This window comes from Labilibaculum sp. (assembly GCF_963664555.1).
In the GTDB taxonomy this organism is placed as follows: domain Bacteria; phylum Bacteroidota; class Bacteroidia; order Bacteroidales; family Marinifilaceae; genus Labilibaculum.
In genome coordinates this window covers 2,465,190-2,485,555 of the sequence record NZ_OY761461.1, presented here as the reverse complement: position 1 = coordinate 2,485,555, position 20,366 = coordinate 2,465,190, and the positions used below count along the sequence as shown (strand labels likewise).

Here is a 20,366-nt window from a genome sequence, read left to right as displayed (position 1 = left end):
TAAGACTATTTTAAAGATGATTCATTAAACATTTTATTCACTCTAATAACTTCTGCTACACTCAACGCATAAGAAGTAGCCTCATTTGGCTTGTGAGGCGGATTTCCGCTGTAAATTTCAGATACAGTGCCCACTCCATGCTCGAGCAAACTGTCTTCAAATACGGCCAACCATCTTTGAATCTTAGTCTCACCCCCCAATTTGTAAAGCTTTAAATAAGCTTCAGCAAAATGTCCGATCAACCAAGGAAAAACAGATCCATTGTGGAAAGCCCTATTTCTCTCTTCCTCGTTTCCTGCAATCACACCCACATATTCATGATTTTTAGGCGAAAGTGTCCGCAAACCTCTTGGCGTTAACAGCTCCTTCTCAATTACATCCAGCACACCTTTCTTCTGATCGTCGGAAAGACAGGAATAGGGCAGTGATACTGCAAATAATTGATTGGGGCGAACAGCCCAACTCTTATGAGTATCGTCTACATAATCGGCCAGATACGTTTTACTTTCATCACAAAAGGTTTCAATAAATGATTCTTTCAAATTTTCTTTAACACCTGACCATTCCGTTGCAAACTCTTTGTCTTTAGCTTCCCCTGCCATTTCCAATGCAAAACAAATGGCATTGTACCAAAGCGCATTAATCTCAACAACATACCCCATACGCCGATTCAAACAAAGCCCATGATGCTTGATATTCATCCAGGTTACGCCTTGCTCTGTTATCCATAGCATTCCATTTTCATGCATGCTGATGGCCAAGTTCGATCCATGTTTGTAGTACTGCAATATCTCCTTAATCTTTTTGCTGTGTTTTTTCCAAATCTCCTTTCTGTCTGCACCAGCTTCAATGTATTTTTGCAGCGTCCAAAATGACCATAAAGGAACATCAACCGAAAACCTTCCTCCATTAATAGCCGGATCCATTGAAAAGCGATTGCAAACCCGCTTAAATACCGTATTAAACACATCCAGAAAAGTCTTCTGATCGCCTCGTGCCAAAGTCAATCCCGGCAAGGACAAATAGGTATTTCGTTCGCTGGTACTAAACCAGGGGAAACCATTAATAATTCCTGTTCCCTTACCGTTTATTGAAAAGAACTGAACGGCAGAATTTTCCAGACAATTTTCAAAACTATCGCGGTTGACTCTCTTCTTTATTTCAGAAGTAAATTGTTTGGATATTGCATTAGGGGAAATCTCTTTTGTACCGGCCGAGAATACTATTGATTCTCCTTTTTTAATATTCATCTCAAAATACCCGGGAACAAACAAATCCTCATGACAATCGTATCCTCTTTTCTTTTCTTCCTTGTACTCTACATTGTAATACCAATCGGGCACATGAACAAACTCTGATTCAACAGAAGTCTGCATGTATAGATATGGGAAATCCTGATACAAACGGATCTTAACCCCATTGTCAACGTCTTCTGATCGGGTATTGGCATCCAAATTTGCTTTGGTTAAGGAATGAATGTTCCTAAAAGCCAAAAAAGGTTGTAATCGAAGTGTTGTTGGAGAATTAGCCTCGAGCAAAGTATACCGAACCAAAACACGTTGTTCTTTTTCAACCAAAAGAAGTTCCTTTCTTAAAATCACACCCCCTACCCGGTAGATTATTGTAGGAGTTGGATCCATGATATATTCACGCACATACTTGTTTCCTTTCGGACTGTATTCGCCTGGAAATTTATGGATTCCCAAATTAAAAGGAGCATCATGCTGAATTATTGTTTCATCCAAGGAAGATAACAACACATGATTATCTCCACCAAAATGATCTATTGGACATATTAACAGCCCATGATATTTTCGTGTGTTGCAGTTAATAATAGTTGAACTGGCAAAAGAGCCAGCACGATTGGTTCTAATGTATTCTTTTTTTAAAGAATACTCGGTATTTACCAATTGAGCCTTATCAAACTTGAGGTAGTCCATACGCAAACGATGTTAGGATTGATTTACAAATGGTTAGATAGCCATCTTATCATAAAAAAAAGTTGGATTTTCCTTAAAGTTATTGATTTTATTCCGAATAATAACGCCTTACCGTCCTTTTTTATATTATTTTTTTGTGAATTTTTTGTTCGTTTTTTGCACAATTAACATATTGTTTTTTCATCAATTTGCATGCAAACGCTGCCGGACAGAAAAAGGAATATTTATAACGTTATAAATGCGGTAAAAAATCGAAAATATAAATATCCAATGAAAAATTGCGGCAGTAAATAATTCACAGTAAGGCAGTAAGTCAATTGCGGAATATTTTCTTTAATTAAGAAATTGAACTGTTTTTTTTAAACAGACATTGACTGCCCCATAAAGCATAAACTGCAAATTACACCAATTATAAAATCACACTCGGTGCCTCTGTGGAAAAAAAGGATACATGGCTTACGTTATATCATATGACTATAATTTTAAGTTTACCATATAGCCTGTCCCGAATTTATCGGGAGAACCTGCCATGCTGGAACAATCATGCCCCTGTGTGTCAAAATCATTTTGGTATAAACATTTCATAAGGTACAAATTCGCAACTCATAATTCGCAAATTTTACCCTCACAGTGCTCTGCCTCACAACAATCATTAAAACTCACTGCTCGAAACCACCCCTAAATCCCCTAAAGGGGACCTGCTACATCTGCTGTTTTTTTTAAGCTCCTTTAGGAGTTTGGGGTGATGCAAAACAGCATAACAGCAATCGCTTACGAAAGGATTCAAACCTATAAATACCGGTTAGTCTAAAATCGCAGCAGCCTGACGGAGTACTTCTATTTGCAAAACAGGCTCATTTGCGGACAAAATAGATTTGTGCGCCGCAATAAGCCAATCCGTGTCCGAAAATTGCTCTTCCGTGACATGGGGAAAGGTTTCCGTGACATGGGATGAAACTTCCGTGACATGGAGTAAGACTTCCGTGACAACAAGGAATACCTACCCCTTGTTACGGAACAACTAAAATTGCGTACGCAGCACCAAACCCAAATACCGGAACACATTCCTTGGCCTACGAATGATAAAATCAGGTAACAGAACTTTCACCGAAGCGTACGGAACAAAAAACCGGCGTAACGGAAGTCCATCCCTGCGTGCAAATGACTATCCTTAGCGTACAGAAATAAAAAAATGGAGAGCAAATCTGCTCTCCATACAACTTAAACATCAAAAACAAGTAACAAAAGAGGATGACAGCAGCATCCTCAGGCATTTAAATAATTTCTTCTCCGGCCTTAGCCTTTCGGTATGCTGCCGCACGTTCGCGGTTGTATTTACTGGCGTACCCGTGCAGCTTTACTTCCTTATTTCTAAATGCAAATTTGCCGTAAGCACGAATGTCATCAACCACTTCTTTTGTTAAGGTGTAGGCTTTATCGCGGATTAGTTTAATCTCATCCTCAAAATACATTCTACCATTAATATCACCTAACAAACGCCCCATTCTGTCGGCCATTTCGGCTGCAGTATCCAGTTGAGACAAATCAAAATTAATAGCAGTTAATAAATCTTGATTTTCCTTACCCAAAATCGACAAGCTGGCCAAATCCTGAATCGTATCGGCTCTCGAATCGCCCTCTTTAATAAGATCTAACATTTTTAGCAAGCCTGGATCAGCTCTAAATGCAAAACCCATATGAGCAATTAATTCATGATGAAACATATACATGGCAGGAGCTTCGGCTTCCCAAATATCCATTGCCATTTTCTTATCGGTTTTCATCGATTCCCAGTTCGATTGAGAGGTGCGCAGCGCCCTGGTTAAACCCAAAAGACGATCCAATTTTTCAGGATTAAAATTAAAAGCCTGCAACAAAGGCAAATCGATACTTGCACGAGAGTGAAGCCCTTCACATTCGTCGATAAATACCTTGTAGGGCAGATCGCAATACACAATCTTTTCATCGGGCACTGCCTTAATTTCTTCCAAATAATTCAACAAATCTTGTTGATCAGACATAATAATAGTTTTAAAAAAGTGAATACTATCCTTCCTCACCTGTTCATCCACACAAATTTTGTTTTGATTGTACCGCCCCGGCCGGGAACAACTGCTTAACAAAAACATATTGAATCTAAATAATAATTATTAAATAAAAAAACTTTTCAGCGCATTAGTACTTCAGAACAGCACAATTATTATGTACGCATACAACTGGAGATGCAGTAAACACACGCCCTTGCGGATTTTATAAAAAAAAAACACAACGAAAAAAATTTATGCGTTAAATAAATTATAAGGAAGCAAAAAGAAAAATGCAGTTTACGAACCACATTAAAATCTCTTACCCCTGACTAACAAGAGATTTTAGAAAAGGAAGAAAACACATGCCACAACTTACGGCACAAGCAATGCCCAAAGAATTATATGCAGTACCAAATTTGGAAATATTGACTGCATCAGGCATTTTTTGCATGCAAAACAAATACACATTCCCATTTTATGATTACATTCGGTGGCTAAACAGAAAACACAGGGCTATTTACTATACAAAAAGCTTTGGGGTGTTTTATTGGGAAGGCAAAGAAACTGATAAAAAAAATGAACACCCTTGTGTTTATTTCAAATTCACCACATATTTATAGACAGACTGATATGAATTTATTAACGAAAATATTTTGGGCTTTAGGCATACTGATTTGGTTGATGATGCTGATTGTACTGATTATTGCATTGACTGATATCATTTCCTGGAATCCTTTTAAGGAATATCGATTTATTATTGCAATCGGATTTATTGCCACATCTGGATTTATTCGAAATGCCTATAAAAACAGAATGAACACACGCAATGTATAGTATTTCTGATCGTGACAATCTATTAGGAGAGACAAAATTACAGTTTGTAAAATTGAAATCGATAAGACATGAGTGACTTAAAGAAGAAATTTATTGCAGTACTTATTCCTATGAAGGTAAGTTTGATATGGTCTTTTATTGTCATGATTAATAGTTTCGATACTGGAGAAACCTGGAAAATTATCTTTTCATCGGCAGGCTTTTTAATTTTTTTTGTATTGGCCGGTTTGATTGGTAATGCAATGATTAAAAAGATAAATGCAGAAAAAGCTATAAAAACAAATAACCTGACAAAAAACATTCAACCCAAACCATAAGTATTAAAAAACTAAAAATGACAAACGACAAGACCCTCCGTTTTTTTCTGATGCTATTTTGCATCTTTTTACTTTCTCTTATTTTCACAGTATTCGACATGTCATTTAGCGATGTCAACTCTACCCCTTACAATTTGGGTTATGCTGTTGGTGTTGCTGCTGGAAATATGCTTAAGATTTTGGCAACTCTGGCTATTGTGAAAATGGTGTATGTGAAGATGAAGGCTGTTAGTGAATAAGCGAACGGCTAAAAATTGATTATTGGACTAAACACGGTTGTGTTTACTTAGAATTCACCACATATTTATAAACAGATTGAAATGAATTTATTAACGAAAACAATTTGGGCTTTAGGCATACTGATTTGGTTGATGATGCTGATTATACTGATTATTGCATTAACTGATATCATTTCCTGGAATCCTTTTAAAGAATATCGATTTATTATTGGAATAGGATTTATTACCGTATCGGGATTTATTCGGATTGCCTATAAAAACAGAATGAACACACCCAACGTCTAGTATTTCTGATCGTGACAATTTATCATGAGAGACAAAAATCCTGATTTATAGGAAAAGTAACTCTTGATGGTAGGCTATTTAGGTAGTTATCTGTAAAAATGAAGAAATATTAGAATCAAAGTGAGTTACTTGAGCTTATTAGACAGATTAACATTGGCATTCATTGCAATGAAACTAACAAAAAAAGAAAATATGAAAAAATTCTTACGTATTTTAAAAGCATTTGGACTTTCATTCTTATTCATAGTATTAGGAATCTACATATTGAATACAACTAATTCTATTTTTGGAACTATAATCGGAATTGCAAACATTGTATGTTTTGGAGTCATTATCATTGTGGTGTTTTATAAAACGATAACCAATTCGATAAAGAAGTAAAATAAATTGCCTTAGTAGTTCTATGTAATGCAAACACAACTGCAAAAACAACTGGAAGGAAGCAGTAAGGAATAATTTAATTGCATCGCACAAACAAAAAGAAAGGATCTTGCCGGATTTTCCCTTAACTGAAAGAATGCAAAATGGAATCCGAAGGATTCAAATGTTTATAGCAACAAACGTGAAAGTAAAGGTTCGACCCCGATGGGGTCGAATATTACACCCTTAATCATGTGCTATAAACATTAAATCCCTCTGGGATTCCCCCCATTTACATCAAATTATATAAACATGAAATCCTCTCGGAATTTTATAAGATCATCTAAAAATCATTTCTTAAAATCCCCATTCAATGTCTTTAAAAGATGTCTAATTTCAAACAATTAAATTTCATTAAATCAACAAAATAGAAATAATGAGCGTTGGTACATTCTCCCAAATTTATATCCAGATAATTTTTGCAGTTAAAGGCCGAGAATCTTTAATAAAAAAGGACTGGGAAGAAGAATTGTTTAAATACATAACAGGTATTGTTCAAAACAAAGGGCAGAAAATACTTGCCGTAAATGGCACGCCAGATCATATTCATTTTTTGATAGGAATGAAACCAAGCTGTTGTTTATCTGATTTGGTAAGGGAAATTAAAAAATCGTCGAACACCTTTATTAAAGAAAAAGGATTTTCACAATTTAGGTTTGAATGGCAGGAAGGTTATGGTGCTTTTTCATATTCTCATTCCGCATTGGATCATGTAGTGAGGTATATTCAAAATCAGAAAGAACATCACAAACGCAAATCATTTAAAGAAGAATATATTTCATTTTTAAAGAAATATGAGATTGATTTCAAGGATGATTATTTATTTAAATGGATTGAAGATTAAATAGATCCAAAAGAAATGGAATCCGCAGGATTCAAATGTTTATAGCAACAATCGTGAAGGTAAAGGTGTGACCCCATCGGGGTCAAATATCACACCCTTAATCATGTGCTATAAACATCAAATCCCTTCGGGATTATTAGCAGCAAACTTTATTCATTTCTTACAATAAAGCATCAATAAATTCGGAAGCCGTACCGCCGGCTAAGGCTTTTATGAATGCGGTGCCAATAATTGCTCCGTTCGAAAAACCGGAAGCATGCTGAAAGCTTGCCTTGTCGTGAATTCCAAATCCGATGAGGGAAGGAATATCCAGACTTGTTACCTTTTTAAAGTAGTCTTCCCTCTCGGTACTCTGCTCCAAAGCGCCGCCTGTAGTAGCCGAGGATGAAACCATGTATAAAAATCCTTTGGCAGCTTTTTCAATTTTCGCCATGCGCTGGTCGGTAGTCTGCGGAGTTACCAACAGAATGTTATACACGCCGTGCGATTCAAACTTTGCTTTGAATTCCTCTTCGTACTCTTCCAATGGCAAATCGGGCAGAATCACTCCGTCGATACCACAGCTTTGGCAATCCAGCAGGAAAGTATCCACACCATATTTAAAAACAACATTCCAATAGCCCATTAATATCAAAGGCATTGTAATGCTGCGGCGAACATCCTTTAGCTGCTCAAAAAGCAGTTTCAGGCTCATTCCCTGATCCAAGGATTGCTTTGCAGCAATCTGAATGACAGGTCCGTCGGCCAATGGATCGGAAAATGGGATTCCAATTTCTACCAAATCAACCCCTTTGTCCTGCAAAAGCTGCAGGTTGGGTACGGTGTCGTTCAAGTTTGGATATCCGGCAGGAAAATAGATGGATAAGATATCCTTTCCTTTATTTTGAAATAATTGATCTATTCGGTTCATTAGTTTAGATTTGAGACGTGAGACTTGAGATGTGAGATATGTGAGTCTTCACAACTTTAGACGCATATTATGATTTTTTTAAGCCCTTTAGGGGTTTGGGGTTATCTAATATTAATTACAAATTATTAATTTCTTTCATGTAGGTCTCCATATCCTTATCGCCTCTTCCTGAAAGATTCACGACTACCACATCGTCTTTATCAAAGGTCATTTGCTCCAAGGCTGCCAAAGCATGTGCCGATTCCAAAGCGGGAATAATTCCTTCGGATTGTGCCAGTATCATAGCGGCATCCAAAGCTTCCTGATCGGTTACCGAGAGAAATTGTGCCCTGCCCGTTTCGGCCAAATGTGCGTGCAAAGGTCCAACGCCCGGATAATCCAAACCTGCCGAAATGGAGTAAGGTTCCGTAATCTGACCATCTTCATCCTGCATCAGCATGGTTTTGCTGCCGTGAATAAAACCAACATCGCCAATGGTAATGGTTGCTGCTGTTTCGCCACTGTTAACACCCAGGCCGGAAGCCTCAACAGCCACTAATTTCACATCCTCTTCATCCAGATAGTGATAAAAAGCTCCCGCGGCATTGCTGCCACCACCTACACAGGCAATCACGTAATCAGGATTCGGATTCCCTGTCTCAATGGTTAATTGCTCACGAATTTCTTTCGATATAATCGACTGCAAGCGGGTTACCATATCGGGATATGGATGCGGCCCAACCACCGAACCAATCAGGTAGAATGAATTCGGGTTGGCAATCCAATCGCGGATGGCCTCGTTGGTGGCATCCTTCAAGGTCTGATTTCCCGAAATGGCAGGAACCACCTTCGCGCCCAGCATTTTCATACGAGCCACATTTGGTGCCTGACGCTCGATATCCAGGGCGCCCATATACACAATGCATTCCAATCCAAACAAAGCACAAACGGTAGCCGTTGCCACACCATGCTGCCCTGCTCCTGTCTCAGCAATGATACGGTTTTTGCCCATGTATTTGGCAATTAGAATCTGCCCAATGGTATTGTTTATTTTATGAGCTCCGGTATGCGTTAAGTCTTCGCGTTTTAAGTAGATATTGGTTCCGTAACGCTTCGATAAATTACCAACTTTAGTTAATGGTGTTGGCCGGCCCACGTAATTATCCAACAATCGTTTATAATCCTTCTGAAACTGCTCCGAATTGATAATTTTCAGATAGTTTTCGCGTAATTCATCAACATTGGCACGTAACAATTCCGGAATGTAAGCACCGCCAAATTGCCCGTAGTAACCACGCTCATTTACTGCATATTTATTTTTGCTCATCTTTAGTTTGTCTTACTGATTTTAAAAACTCTTTTACCAATACCACATTCTTTACTGCAGGACTTTGTTCAAATCCTGAATTCACATCCAAGCTAAATAGCTTGGAATGCTGAAAGGCATTTACCGCCTCAATATCTTCAATTCCAATTCCTCCACTCAGGAAAAAAGGAGTTTCGCCTTTGTAATTTTCGAGGATTCGCCAATCGAACTTTTTTCCGCTTCCTCCATACGCATCTGATTTTGTATCGAATAGAAAATAATCACATGCAGATTGATAAGTATCCAGACTTTTAAATTGAAATGACTCATTCACCTGAAAGGCTTTAAACACCTCTAAGCCAGAATCTTTTATTTTCTGACAGTCTTCCAGACTTTCGTCTCCGTGCAACTGAATTGCATCAAGTTGATATTTCTTCGCCAAAGTCAGAATCTTTTCTGCGGCTTCGTTCACAAAAACACCAACTTTACGGATATGCGATGGAATCATCTTCGTGATTTCTTCATCAAAATCGTCACCCACATAACGTACAGATTTTGAATAAAAGATAAAGCCCATGTAATCCAACGGCAATGCTGTCAGCTCCTTAAGGTTTGTTTTATCGCGAAGACCGCAGACTTTTATTTTCATTGTTTTTTTATTTAATTGCCGTAATGTACAGACAGGTCATATTGTTCAACTCATCATTCGAATGCGCCATTCGGACACGCCATGGCGTGTCCCTACAGATTCGATATAAATTGACGACAGGTTAAACCCGGTTGTTCTGTTTTCATAAAATATTCTCCCATTAAAAATGCCTGAAAACCATTCTCCCTCATCCTCCGAACAACTTCAGGACTATCCAGACCACTTTCGGCTACGCGGATTATGTCTTCGGGTAATTTGGCCGCCAATCGGATTGATCGATCGGTATCAACCGAAAAATCTTTCAGGTTTCGGTTGTTGATTCCCACCAAATCGACAAATCGGTTCACGTGTTCCAGTTCCGATTCATCGTGCAGTTCAAGCAATACTTCCATGCCCAAGTCCTTTGCGATAAAGGCAAAATCCTTGCAGCGCTGCGGACTCAATATAGCTGCAATCAACAAAATCACATCGGTGCCCATGGCTTTCGACTGGTAAATCTGATAGGCATCTACTATGAATTCTTTCCGCAGCAATGGAATGCTTAACGTCTGTCTGGCCAACTCAAAATCTGAATCTTTTGCGCCAAAAAACACCTCATCAGTCAGTACTGAAACCATCGAAACCCCTGCTTCCTGATAGACTTTCACCACTTCCTGCGGTTTTGCCGTTCCATTAATCACTCCCTTCGAAGGCGACTGACGTTTGAATTCTGCAATCACACCCGAAGCGCCCTTCCTGCTAATCGATTCTTTGGCTGAGAAACAAGTACGTTTGAAATTCTCCTGCTCCATCAATTGAAAAATGGGCATCTGTTCTTTCGCAACAGCTACTTCAGCCAATTTTTGCTGCACAATCTTGTCTAATATATTTTGCTTTGCATTCATGCCTAATTTCCTTTTGTCAGTTTCTTCAATACCTCATACGAATTTCCCGAAAGCAAAGCTTCTTCGGCTCTGCCAATGGCATCTTCCCTGCTAATTTCAGGATGCAAACAATGAATTGCCAAGCCTGCATTGATCGTAACTACCGAGTTCTGTGCATAAGTTCCTTTCCCTTTCAAAATATCGACAAAAATTTTAGCCGCTTCCTCTACCCTTTCACCGCCATACAATTCTTCCGGATTCAATTTCCTTTTTCCAAATGCTTCCGGCTCCAACAGCTCTTCCATCTGGTTGCCAATCAATTTCACTTTTCCGGTCAGGGAAACCTCATCGTACCCATCAATTCCATGAATGATTGTATAACTGGAATCTGTTTCCTGCAATAAATACTGATACAAACGGGCCAGTTCCAAATCGAAAACCCCGACAATCTGATTCTTTGGCCGAGATGGATTTACCAAAGGTCCTAACATGTTGAAAAAGGTACGAACCCCTAAATCGCGACGAATTGGCGCTATATTTTTCATGGCCGGATTGAATAAAGGAGCGTGTAGAAAGCAAATTCCTGCTTTATCCAGATCCCGTTTCAAATCCTCTTCCTTATTTTTAAACTGATAACCCAAGTGCTCAATCACGTTAGACGATCCGCAAAAAGAAGAAACACCGTAATTTCCGTGTTTGGTTACTTTTTCTCCTGCACCGGCCACTACAAATGAAGCTAAAGTTGAAATGTTAAAGGTGTTTTTTCCATCGCCTCCGGTTCCGCACAAATCAACGCCATTGTATTCCGATAGGTCAACAGGAATGCATAATTCAAGAAGTGCTTCACGAAATCCTGTTAATTCTTCAACGGTAATGCTTCGCATCATAAAAACCGTTAAAAAAGAAGTAATTTGAAATTCGTTAAAATTCCCTTTTGCAATCTGAATTAAAACCTCTTTCGCTTCCTCTTTTTTTAAGGTTTTGTGTTCAAATAAATGGTGAAGTATATTTTTCATTGTTAATATAGATTTGAGATGTAAGAATTGAGATGTTAGACTTAAGAATTTAACCAGTTTTCAATCATTTTCAATCCATTGGGAGTCAATACCGATTCGGGATGAAACTGCACGCCCTGCACATCATATTCCTTGTGGCGGATTCCCATGATCTGTCCTTCAGCATCTTCGCAGGTAACCAGCAAGCAATCCGGCAAATTCTCTTTGGTTACATTCCATGAATGATATCTTCCTGCCGTAAACTCCTGATCGATTCCCTGCAAAACACCTTTGTCATCAGCAGTCCGAAAAACCGAAGTAGCCACACCATGATATACTTTATCCAAATTCTCAATGTTTCCGCCAAACACTTCTGCAATTGCCTGTTCTCCCAAACAAACACCTAATATCGATTTGGTGGCTGCGTATTCGCGGATCACATCTTTTAAAATCCCTGCTTCGTCAGGAATCCCTGGTCCAGGCGACAATAGGATCTTATCAAACTTTGCCACCTCTTTCAAATCGATTTCCCGGTTTCTGTGCACTTCAATGTCCTTCGCACCTAACTTTCGCAAATATTCCACCAAATTATAGGTGAAGGAATCGTAATTATCCAAAACTAAAATCTTCATATCCTATATATTTTGAGCCAATTCCATTGCTTTTCGCAAGGCAGCCAATTTATTACCTACTTCGTTTAACTCATTTTCCTCTTTCGATTTTTCAACCACTCCGGCACCAGCCTGAAAGTACAGCTGATTGTCCTTGCTTAAAAAGCTTCGAATCATGATTGCCTGATTTACTTCCCCGTTAAATCCCAATGAACCAATACAACCGCCGTAAAAACCTCTTGCCGTTGGTTCGTATTCATCGATCAACTGCATAGCACGGTATTTAGGTGCTCCCGATAAGGTTCCTGCAGGAAATGTATCTCCCATCAATTGAAACGGGTTGTAATCATCAGGAAGCTCGCCGGAAACCTTAGATACCAAATGAATTACGTGTGAAAAATACTGTACTTCACAAAAGGTTTCTACTTTGATATTTTGTGCATCACGACTTAAATCGTTTCTGGCCAAATCGACCAGCATCACGTGTTCAGCCTGTTCTTTTTCGTCCTTCAGAAGATCTTTAGCCAATTCAGCATCTTTCACGGCATCACCTGTTCTTCTAAATGTTCCTGCAATTGGGTGAATGTATGCCTTCTTATTTTTAATTTCAATCTGTGCTTCAGGCGATGATCCCATAATCCGGAACGATCCGTAATCGAAATAAAACAAGTAAGGCGATGGATTAACTGATCGCAAAGCACGGTACAAATTAAAATCATCACCTTTGTAAGCTTGTGAAAACTGACGGGAAAGAACAATCTGAAAAACATCACCTCTTTTGCAGTGCTTCTTACCCAAAGTCACCATTTTTTTATAGGTTTCATCGTCCATATTCGATTGCTCCTCACCTTCCAGCGAAAAAGTAAAAGCCGGCAGGTTTCTATTTCTCAACAAATCAGAAACTTCACGTATTCTGGACTCATCCCCATTTTTCACCAATTCAATAATCTTCAAAGTATTGTTGAAATGATTTACTTCGATGATGAACCGGTAAAGAGAATAGCACATTTGCGGAATCCCCGACTGTTTTTTCTCCAGATTAAAATCCAAGTCCTCGAAATAAGGAACTGCATCGTATGTTGTGTAACCAAAAAGTGCATTTGCCTTGGGTACATTTTCCTTTCCTTCCAGATCAAATTGATTCACAAAGTCCTTCAACTTACCTGAAACAAAGCGTTTCCCCTTGCCTACAGCATCACAAATTTCTTTTTTGCCTTCTATTTCTTCAATCAGCTGCCCATCTTTTAAAGTGATGCTTGCAATTGGCTCCAAGGCAATAAAAGAGCTTGCATTTTCAGGACTGTGGTAATCCGAACTTTCCAATAATATTGCACCCGGAAACCGATCTCTCAATTTCAGATACATACTCACCGGAGTAATTACATCGGCAAGTAATTCTTTTTTTAGGTATTTAAACTTTATCATTTGGCTGCTGGTTAAATTCGATTCAAAAAAAAACGGCCTACTGAGTATCAGTAGGCCGTTTGCTATGTTCTTAATATATTTTTAGGAACTAAATTTTGCACATACGGAGGTCACCTCTGCTCTGGTTTTGAGAGTTTGTAATTGTGCCACCACCAATATTTGCTATTCATTCCAATCATGTTTCTTTTTTTTCTTCCTACAAATCTAATTAATAATTTATTCAAATTCCAAATCTTAATTCACAAATTATCCAACACTCAAGAAAAATAAGTAAAACTTTTCCTTTAAAACAAAGACTTACAGCTACTATTATTTTTTTTAATTTAAATCACGCAAGTCCAATCCCAACACTATAATCATTCAACACCACCCCAATTCATAATAGGGTACTGCATATAAAAACCGCAAATTATCTTACACACCCCCTATTTTACACCAACAAATAAAATTATACTATTTTCTAATTATTTATCAAAAAAGCTCAAACTACCTGATTTTACTAGACCTCCAACTAAACGCACCAGAACAATTCAAACGTTAGCAATTTATTAATTCTAAAAAATAGATTTGCAGGATAAGAAATAATTCATACATTTGGTGCAGACAATAATGAAACAGTTGATTATTACTATGAAAACATTCAGTACTTACTTTTATTATTTTTGGTATTTCTGTTATCCACAACGATAAGGGCAAGAATTGATATGTAACAACTCGAAAAGATACATTTAAAGGTCTTGCCCAACAGGTAAGACCTTTTTCATATTAAAATTACAATGACAGATTCAGGATTGGCATTTCGATATTATTATTTTTATTTCTGGTACAACAACGACCGGGCGGGATGCCTTATACCTAATTCTAAATAAAAAGTATAACAAAAATCCTGTTCCAAACGAGCAGGATTTTTTTTTTTGAAACAGAACCAAAATTTTAACCACTAGAATAATGATTCAACCAGCAAACAGAACCCAAGGAGTTAAAGAGTACTATTTCTCTGTAAAACTGAAAGAAATAGCGAAACTAAACGAAGGTGAAGTAAAAGTTCTAAATCTGGGAATTGGTGATCCGGACATGTCTCCCTCTGAAGATACCTGGGGAATGCTTAAAGATGCCTGTGAACATCCAAAAAGCCACGGTTACCAATCGTACCAGGGAATTCCTGCCTTACGGGAAGGATTTTCGAAATGGTACAAAACCTTTTTCGATGTAGATTTAAATCCGGCTAACGAGATATTGCCCTTAATGGGATCGAAAGAAGGAATCATGATTACTTCACTGGCTTATTTGAATGAAGGCGACGAAGTTTTAATTCCAAATCCGTCCTATCCTACTTACACATCGGTAACCAACCTGCTGGGCGGAAAAATTGTTTCTTATCCATTGGTTGAAGAGAATAATTATCATCCTGATTTCGATGCTCTTGAAAAAAGAGATTTAAGCAAGGTGAAGATCATGTGGATCAACTATCCTCATATGCCAACCGGAGCAAGGGCAAGCAAAGAATTACTCGAAAAAGTGGTTGCTTTTGGCAGAAAACACAAAATATTGATTGTTAATGACAATCCTTACAGCTTTATTCTTAACGATTCTCCGATGAGTATTATGAGCATTGAAGGAGCAAAAGATTGCTGCATCGAGTTAAACTCTCTAAGTAAGTCGCACAATATGCCGGGCTGGAGAGTTGGAATGATTTGCGGAAAAGCGGAAATGCTGGAACCTGTATTGAAAGTAAAAACCAATATGGATTCCGGGATGTTTTATCCGGTTCAGCAAGCTGCTGTTAAAGCCTTGGCTCAGGATCAAAGCTGGTACGACTCCATAAATAAAGTATACAAAACCAGACGGGATTTGGTTTTTAAGCTGATGAATCTGATTGAGTGTTCTCCTAGAGAAGATCAGGGCGGAATGTTTGTTTGGGCTGCAATTCCTGAAAAATACAAGGATGGCTACGAACTAAGTGATAAAGTGCTTAAGGAATCAAAAGTATTTATCACTCCTGGTGGAATTTTTGGAGATCAGGGAAATAAATACATTCGTATTTCATTGTGCAGCAATGAGGCAGTAATTGAAGAAGCCATTAATAGAATTAAAGAAAATTAGAACCGAAAAATTCGAAGCAATGATACTATCAGTAATAGGATTGGGATTAATTGGAGGATCGATAGCTCTTGATTTGAAAAAAAGAGATTTTGTCAGCAAAGTGATTGGAGTTGATAACAACACTCTTAATGCTCACGCGGCTAAAAAATTAGGCCTCGTTGATGAAATTCAGGATTTAAAAAGTGCAGTACAATCATCAGATCTGGTTGTTTTAGCGATTCCTGTTGATGCTTGCTTACGAGCATTACCAAACATTATGAATCTAATAGATCATCAGATTGTTACCGATTTAGGATCAACAAAAGAACAGTTGATAGAGTCGGTTGCAAATCATCCGAAAAGAAATCAGTTTGTACCTGCTCACCCTATGGCGGGAACTGAATTCTCAGGACCACAGGCAGCACATTCTGGTTTATTCGATGGAAAATGTTCCATTATTTGTAATCCGGAAGATTCAGATAAAAAAGCAGTAAAGCTGATCACAGAAATGTTCCATTGCCTAAGAATGAGGTGTGTATTTATGGATGCTGAAGTGCATGACAGACAAACGGCTTACGTTTCTCATTTATCACACATTAGTGCTTTCGCTTTATCGTTAACGGTGTTGCACAAAGAAAAAGCCGACAAACACATTTTTGAACTGGCGAGTGGTGGATTTGATTCTACTGTTCGATTGGCAAAGAGTTCGGCCGAAATGTGGACACCAATTTTTCAACAGAACAAGAAAAACATTGGAAAAGTGCTTCAAAAATACATTAACACACTTCAGCAATTTAAAGACTTAATTGAAGAAGATGATTTGACAGGGGTTAATGATTTAATATTTGAGGCAAACGACATTAGAAGAGTTCTTGATCAAAAAGAAAAAAACGAGAAGGAAACAATCGAGAAGACTGAGAAAATTAAGAACAGAGCTTAAAATTTTAAGTGGAAAAGAATAAGCCAAAAGAATCAAGGAAAAACACAAGAAAATAGAAATATACTCTGAAGTTAATTTCAGAGTATAATTGACCAAAGAAAAAGAAACCATATTTTTAATCACTCAGAAAAGAGTAAAAAAAACAGTATACAATGAAGAATTTGGAAATTAAGGATCTAAGTAGCTGGCCGGTTGACGTTAGTACCCGCCCAATGGTTATTGCAGGACCTTGCAGTGCAGAGACCGAGGAACAAGTGATGGATGCAGCAAGAGGAATTAAAGCTGCAGGTATTCCAATTTTCCGCGCAGGAATCTGGAAACCACGTACCCGTCCAAACAGCTTTGAAGGAATTGGCGCAAAAGGATTGATCTGGCTGCAAAAAGTAAAAGAAGAATTCGGATTGATTACAGCTACAGAAGTAGCCAACGCCCGTCACGTTGAATTGGCTTTGGGTGCAGGGGTTGACATTTTATGGATTGGCGCAAGAACCACAGTTAATCCATTTGCTGTTCAGGAAATTGCTGATGCATTGCGCGGTCATGATATTCCTGTTTTGGTGAAAAATCCAATTAATCCTGATTTGGAGCTTTGGATGGGTGCAATTGAGAGACTGCATGCTGTTGGATTAACCAGATTAGCTGCGATTCACCGTGGATTTTCAACTTACCAAAAATTGAAATACAGAAATGATCCTCAATGGCAAATTCCTATCGAATTGAAAAGAAGAATGCCGCAACTCCCTATCTTTTGCGACCCTAGTCACATTACAGGAGATCGTGACCTACTTGAAGAAATCGCTCAAAAATCGATGGATTTGAACTACGAGGGATTAATAATTGAATCGCATTGCAAACCCGAAGAAGCATGGAGTGATGCCAAGCAGCAATTAACCCCTGTCGCTCTTCAGGAACTTTTAGCTAACTTGGTACTTCGTGATCCTGAGGCACCAAATGAATTGGTTGACAATACTCTTGGCGAATTAAGACATTTAATTGATGATTTCGATCAGAAATTACTGGAGTTATTAGAGAACCGCATGCAGGTAGCCAAAACAATTGGTCACTACAAGAAAGAAAACAACATCACCGTTTTGCAAAACAAACGTTGGGGAAGTATTCTGGAAAAAAGCATGGAAAATGGTAAGAAAAAAGGCTTTAGCGAACAATTCATTAACAGCTTATTCAAAGCGATCCATCAGGAATCGATCAACCAACAGGAAGAAATAATGAACTCGTAACAAGAGACAATAAGATTTTAGATATGAGAAGTGAGATTTTTTCTTTCTCATATCTATTATCTCATTTCTCACATCTCTTTTGACAAATGAAGACCATACACATCGAAAAGCAAAACAGCAGTATTTTTGTAGGAGAATCTTATCTAAATATTAAGAACTACCTGCCGGAGAAAAAATGCTTTCTAATTTGCGATGAGAACATTTACCGGCACTACTCCGAATTCATCAATCAATTCGATTATATCGTAATGGGTTGTGGCGAAGGAAACAAAAACTGGCAAACTGTTGAAAAGATCATTGATCAGCTACTTGAAAGAGGTGCTGACAGAAATAGTTTTCTGTTGGGAATGGGCGGTGGTTTGGTTTCTGATGTTACAGGTTTTGTGGCTTCTATTTTTATGCGGGGGCTTGAATTTGGTTTCATCAGTACATCCCTGCTGTCTCAGGTTGATGCCAGTGTTGGCGGAAAAAACGGAATCAATTTTGGCAAACTGAAGAACATGATTGGCATTTTCAATCCTCCAAAGTTTGTGATTTGCGATCCGGTATTGCTTAAAACCTTACCCAAACGTGAAGTAAGAAGTGGATTTGGTGAAGTAATTAAGCATGCTTTTATTAAAGATGAAGACCTTTATAACTTCCTGAATGATAACTGTGAGGCACTTCTGAACTTAGATCCGAATTTGATGGAAAATTTGGTTTACCGGGCAGTTTCAATTAAGACTGAGGTTGTTGAAGGTGATCCTTTTGAAAAAGGCGAACGCAAAAAGTTGAATTTCGGTCACACCATTGGTCATGCTATTGAGAATAATTCAGATTTAACTCATGGCGAAGCGGTATCGGTTGGTATGAATTTAGCCTGCCAATTGTCTCAGGAATTGTGTGAACTAAGCGATGTTGATGCGAAAAGAGCCAATGACTTATTGCGAAAATTTGAATTGCCTCTGGATCATGACGTTTCCGCAGATATGATTAATCAATATCTGATCAAGGACAAAAAGAAAAACCGATCGGCCATTGATTTTATTCTACTCAAAAAAATAGGAGAAGCCACAATTGTCACCCTTCCTATTGAAGAACTTAAAACCAAGGTGATTGCACTTTGTGCCAATCCTAATTAACCACATTAATACCCAAAATTATGAGAGTTCGAATTCAATCCTCAACCATTAAAGGAAGGCTAACGCCTCCTTCCTCGAAAAGCATGATGCAAAGAGCTTTAGCCGCTGCAATGTTGGCGAACGGAAACTCTGTAATTCACAATCCCTGCAAATGTGAAGATGCTGATGCAGCAACAGATATCATTCAGCGGATGGGTTCGGTAGTCACCAAAAAGGAAAATTCGGTAGAAATCACTTCCAAAGTAAGCGAAGCTCCCAATAGCATTCATGTTGGAGAATCCGGACTTTCGTTACGAATGTTCTCTCCCATTGTTGCACTCAAGCCGGAAGAAATGGAAATTACGGGAACAGGCAGCATCCTAAAAAGACCCGTTCATAATATTATAGAAGGATTGGAAAATTTGGGGATTGAATGTGAAAATCCCGGCAAGGGATTCTTGCCCATCCGAATAAAAGGCGGCTACAAAAGTAACTTTGCGAAAATTGACGGATCGCTTGGATCTCAATTCCTCACGGGTCTTTTAATGGCTCTGCCCTTGCGAAAAGAAGATACAACACTGAAAGTGAAAGATCTAAAAAGCATTCCTTATATCAATATGACTCTCGATTTAATAAAGCACTTTGGTATTGAAATAGAACATGAGAATTACGAGAACTTTCAAATAAAAGGAAATCAAATTTATCAACCAACAGAATACACAATTGAAGCCGATTGGAGTTCTGCAGCTCCTCTTTTAGTTGCCGGAGCATTGAAAGGAATTGTAACACTGGAACACATGAATCCGGATTCTTATCAGGCCGATAAGGCAATTTTGGATGCCTTGCAAAAATGCGGCGCTTCCATTGCATGGGAAGAAAACAATTTAACGGTTGAGAAAAAAGCTTTAAATGCCTTTGATTTTGATGCCACACATAGTCCTGATCTTTTCCCTCCCTTGGTGGCTTTGGCCTGTCACTGTGAGGGAGAAAGCAGAATTAAGGGAGTTCACCGATTAGAGTACAAAGAAAGTAATCGTGGCTTAGTGCTGAAGAAAGAATTTTTAAAGCTTGGAGTCCCGATTCGCATCGAAGGTGATGAAATGATCATTCCTGGTGGCAGAGTAAAAGGAGGACTGGCAAAAAGTAATAATGATCACCGTATTGCAATGGCTCTGGCCGTAACAGCATTGGCATCACCAAGTCCTATTGAAATAGGTCAGCATGAGTGTGTTGCCAAATCATATCCTGAATTCTTTACGGATTTACGAAAAATTGGTGGCGGCGTAGCGCAGTTTTATTTCGATAGTCAGTTTGTATAAAACAAAGATAGGGTGTCCGAAAAGTAAAGTTGACTTGAAAACA

The 20,366-nt window shown here is 38.3% G+C and carries 19 protein-coding genes; 10 read left to right on the top strand and 9 right to left on the bottom strand.

Features of this window, described 5'->3' with window-relative positions; translation table 11 throughout:
- Positions 1–5: 5 nt before the first annotated feature.
- Both ACKU4N_RS09935 and ACKU4N_RS09930 read right to left on the bottom strand, forming a co-directional pair.
- Entirely contained in the window at positions 6–1,940 is a 1,935-nt protein-coding gene (locus ACKU4N_RS09935) for a glycogen debranching enzyme N-terminal domain-containing protein (protein WP_321322738.1), read from the bottom strand.
- A 1,274-nt stretch (positions 1,941–3,214) separates the two neighbouring features.
- Positions 3,215–3,961 carry a hypothetical protein gene (locus ACKU4N_RS09930; RefSeq protein ID WP_321322737.1) on the bottom strand — a complete coding sequence of 249 codons (747 nt, stop codon included), beginning with the start codon at positions 3,959–3,961 and terminating at the stop codon, positions 3,215–3,217.
- A 636-nt stretch (positions 3,962–4,597) separates the two neighbouring features.
- Between ACKU4N_RS09930 and ACKU4N_RS09925 the strand changes: the two genes are divergently transcribed.
- From ACKU4N_RS09925 to tnpA, 5 genes are all read left to right on the top strand, one after another.
- Positions 4,598–4,801 carry a hypothetical protein gene (locus tag ACKU4N_RS09925; protein WP_321322736.1) on the top strand — a complete coding sequence of 68 codons (204 nt, stop codon included), beginning with the start codon at positions 4,598–4,600 and terminating at the stop codon, positions 4,799–4,801.
- Positions 4,802–4,869: 68 nt separating this feature from the next.
- Complete coding sequence (locus ACKU4N_RS09920) at positions 4,870–5,118, top strand: hypothetical protein (RefSeq protein ID WP_321322735.1); 249 nt, start codon at positions 4,870–4,872, stop codon at positions 5,116–5,118.
- Positions 5,119–5,135: 17 nt separating this feature from the next.
- Positions 5,136–5,357: a hypothetical protein gene (locus tag ACKU4N_RS09915; protein ID WP_321322734.1), complete on the top strand. Its 222-nt coding sequence runs from the start codon at positions 5,136–5,138 to the stop codon at positions 5,355–5,357.
- Between the two features lie 81 nt (positions 5,358–5,438).
- Positions 5,439–5,642 carry a hypothetical protein gene (locus tag ACKU4N_RS09910; RefSeq protein ID WP_321322733.1) on the top strand — a complete coding sequence of 68 codons (204 nt, stop codon included), beginning with the start codon at positions 5,439–5,441 and terminating at the stop codon, positions 5,640–5,642.
- 796 nt (positions 5,643–6,438) lie between these two features.
- The gene (gene tnpA, locus ACKU4N_RS09905) at positions 6,439–6,906 is read left to right on the top strand and encodes an IS200/IS605 family transposase (protein ID WP_321322732.1); all 468 of its coding nucleotides are present in this window, start codon (positions 6,439–6,441) and stop codon (positions 6,904–6,906) included.
- Between the two features lie 160 nt (positions 6,907–7,066).
- On the opposite strand, the gene trpA is transcribed toward tnpA, so the two are convergent.
- The 7 genes from trpA to ACKU4N_RS09870 all read right to left on the bottom strand — a co-directional run bounded on the left by trpA (position 7,067) and on the right by ACKU4N_RS09870 (position 13,644).
- Positions 7,067–7,816, bottom strand: coding sequence for a tryptophan synthase subunit alpha (gene trpA, locus ACKU4N_RS09900; RefSeq protein ID WP_321322731.1), 750 nt, complete (start codon positions 7,814–7,816; stop codon positions 7,067–7,069).
- A 115-nt stretch (positions 7,817–7,931) separates the two neighbouring features.
- Positions 7,932–9,122, bottom strand: a complete 1,191-nt coding sequence (gene trpB / locus ACKU4N_RS09895; RefSeq protein WP_321322730.1) for a tryptophan synthase subunit beta — start codon at positions 9,120–9,122, stop codon at positions 7,932–7,934.
- Positions 9,109–9,750, bottom strand: coding sequence for a phosphoribosylanthranilate isomerase (locus ACKU4N_RS09890; protein WP_321322729.1), 642 nt, complete (start codon positions 9,748–9,750; stop codon positions 9,109–9,111). The genes trpB and ACKU4N_RS09890 overlap by 14 nt, the downstream gene beginning before the upstream one ends.
- A 92-nt stretch (positions 9,751–9,842) precedes the next feature.
- Positions 9,843–10,634: an indole-3-glycerol phosphate synthase TrpC gene (gene trpC, locus ACKU4N_RS09885; protein ID WP_321322728.1), complete on the bottom strand. Its 792-nt coding sequence runs from the start codon at positions 10,632–10,634 to the stop codon at positions 9,843–9,845.
- A gap of 2 nt (positions 10,635–10,636) precedes the next feature.
- The gene (gene trpD / locus ACKU4N_RS09880; RefSeq protein WP_321322727.1) at positions 10,637–11,629 is read right to left on the bottom strand and encodes an anthranilate phosphoribosyltransferase; all 993 of its coding nucleotides are present in this window, start codon (positions 11,627–11,629) and stop codon (positions 10,637–10,639) included.
- 41 nt (positions 11,630–11,670) lie between these two features.
- Positions 11,671–12,240, bottom strand: coding sequence for an anthranilate synthase component II (locus ACKU4N_RS09875; RefSeq protein ID WP_321322726.1), 570 nt, complete (start codon positions 12,238–12,240; stop codon positions 11,671–11,673).
- 3 nt (positions 12,241–12,243) lie between these two features.
- Complete coding sequence (locus ACKU4N_RS09870; RefSeq protein WP_321322725.1) at positions 12,244–13,644, bottom strand: anthranilate synthase component I family protein; 1,401 nt, start codon at positions 13,642–13,644, stop codon at positions 12,244–12,246.
- A 948-nt stretch (positions 13,645–14,592) separates the two neighbouring features.
- Between ACKU4N_RS09870 and ACKU4N_RS09865 the strand changes: the two genes are divergently transcribed.
- The 5 genes from ACKU4N_RS09865 to aroA all read left to right on the top strand — a co-directional run bounded on the left by ACKU4N_RS09865 (position 14,593) and on the right by aroA (position 20,323).
- Positions 14,593–15,747 (top strand): pyridoxal phosphate-dependent aminotransferase, encoded by a 1,155-nt coding sequence (locus tag ACKU4N_RS09865; RefSeq protein WP_321322724.1) that lies wholly within the window; start codon positions 14,593–14,595, stop codon positions 15,745–15,747.
- A gap of 19 nt (positions 15,748–15,766) precedes the next feature.
- The gene (locus ACKU4N_RS09860) at positions 15,767–16,666 is read left to right on the top strand and encodes a prephenate dehydrogenase (protein WP_321322723.1); all 900 of its coding nucleotides are present in this window, start codon (positions 15,767–15,769) and stop codon (positions 16,664–16,666) included.
- Between the two features lie 152 nt (positions 16,667–16,818).
- Entirely contained in the window at positions 16,819–17,904 is a 1,086-nt protein-coding gene (locus tag ACKU4N_RS09855) for a bifunctional 3-deoxy-7-phosphoheptulonate synthase/chorismate mutase type II (RefSeq protein ID WP_124993706.1), read from the top strand.
- 86 nt (positions 17,905–17,990) lie between these two features.
- Entirely contained in the window at positions 17,991–19,025 is a 1,035-nt protein-coding gene (gene aroB, locus ACKU4N_RS09850; protein ID WP_321322722.1) for a 3-dehydroquinate synthase, read from the top strand.
- Between the two features lie 20 nt (positions 19,026–19,045).
- A complete protein-coding gene (gene aroA, locus ACKU4N_RS09845) occupies positions 19,046–20,323 on the top strand; it encodes a 3-phosphoshikimate 1-carboxyvinyltransferase (RefSeq protein ID WP_321322721.1) in 1,278 nt (425 codons plus the stop codon).
- Positions 20,324–20,366 lie beyond the last annotated feature (43 nt).

Bases quoted from the DNA above. Each gene is read 5' to 3' on its own strand.
- ACKU4N_RS09890 (WP_321322729.1), bottom strand. From the start codon at position 9,750: ATGAAAATAAAAGTCTGCGGTCTTCGCGATAAAACAAACCTTAAGGAG.
- ACKU4N_RS09910 (WP_321322733.1), top strand. From the start codon at position 5,439: ATGAATTTATTAACGAAAACAATTTGGGCTTTAGGCATACTGATTTGG.
- ACKU4N_RS09870 (WP_321322725.1), bottom strand. From the start codon at position 13,644: ATGATAAAGTTTAAATACCTAAAAAAAGAATTACTTGCCGATGTAATT.
- trpA (WP_321322731.1), bottom strand. From the start codon at position 7,816: ATGAACCGAATAGATCAATTATTTCAAAATAAAGGAAAGGATATCTTA.
- trpD (WP_321322727.1), bottom strand. From the start codon at position 11,629: ATGAAAAATATACTTCACCATTTATTTGAACACAAAACCTTAAAAAAA.
- trpB (WP_321322730.1), bottom strand. From the start codon at position 9,122: ATGAGCAAAAATAAATATGCAGTAAATGAGCGTGGTTACTACGGGCAA.
- ACKU4N_RS09915 (WP_321322734.1), top strand. From the start codon at position 5,136: ATGACAAACGACAAGACCCTCCGTTTTTTTCTGATGCTATTTTGCATC.
- ACKU4N_RS09860 (WP_321322723.1), top strand. From the start codon at position 15,767: ATGATACTATCAGTAATAGGATTGGGATTAATTGGAGGATCGATAGCT.
- aroB (WP_321322722.1), top strand. From the start codon at position 17,991: ATGAAGACCATACACATCGAAAAGCAAAACAGCAGTATTTTTGTAGGA.
- ACKU4N_RS09925 (WP_321322736.1), top strand. From the start codon at position 4,598: ATGAATTTATTAACGAAAATATTTTGGGCTTTAGGCATACTGATTTGG.
- ACKU4N_RS09930 (WP_321322737.1), bottom strand. From the start codon at position 3,961: ATGTCTGATCAACAAGATTTGTTGAATTATTTGGAAGAAATTAAGGCA.
- ACKU4N_RS09865 (WP_321322724.1), top strand. From the start codon at position 14,593: ATGATTCAACCAGCAAACAGAACCCAAGGAGTTAAAGAGTACTATTTC.
- aroA (WP_321322721.1), top strand. From the start codon at position 19,046: ATGAGAGTTCGAATTCAATCCTCAACCATTAAAGGAAGGCTAACGCCT.
- ACKU4N_RS09920 (WP_321322735.1), top strand. From the start codon at position 4,870: ATGAGTGACTTAAAGAAGAAATTTATTGCAGTACTTATTCCTATGAAG.
- trpC (WP_321322728.1), bottom strand. From the start codon at position 10,634: ATGAATGCAAAGCAAAATATATTAGACAAGATTGTGCAGCAAAAATTG.
- tnpA (WP_321322732.1), top strand. From the start codon at position 6,439: ATGAGCGTTGGTACATTCTCCCAAATTTATATCCAGATAATTTTTGCA.
- ACKU4N_RS09875 (WP_321322726.1), bottom strand. From the start codon at position 12,240: ATGAAGATTTTAGTTTTGGATAATTACGATTCCTTCACCTATAATTTG.
- ACKU4N_RS09855 (WP_124993706.1), top strand. From the start codon at position 16,819: ATGAAGAATTTGGAAATTAAGGATCTAAGTAGCTGGCCGGTTGACGTT.
- ACKU4N_RS09935 (WP_321322738.1), bottom strand. From the start codon at position 1,940: ATGGACTACCTCAAGTTTGATAAGGCTCAATTGGTAAATACCGAGTAT.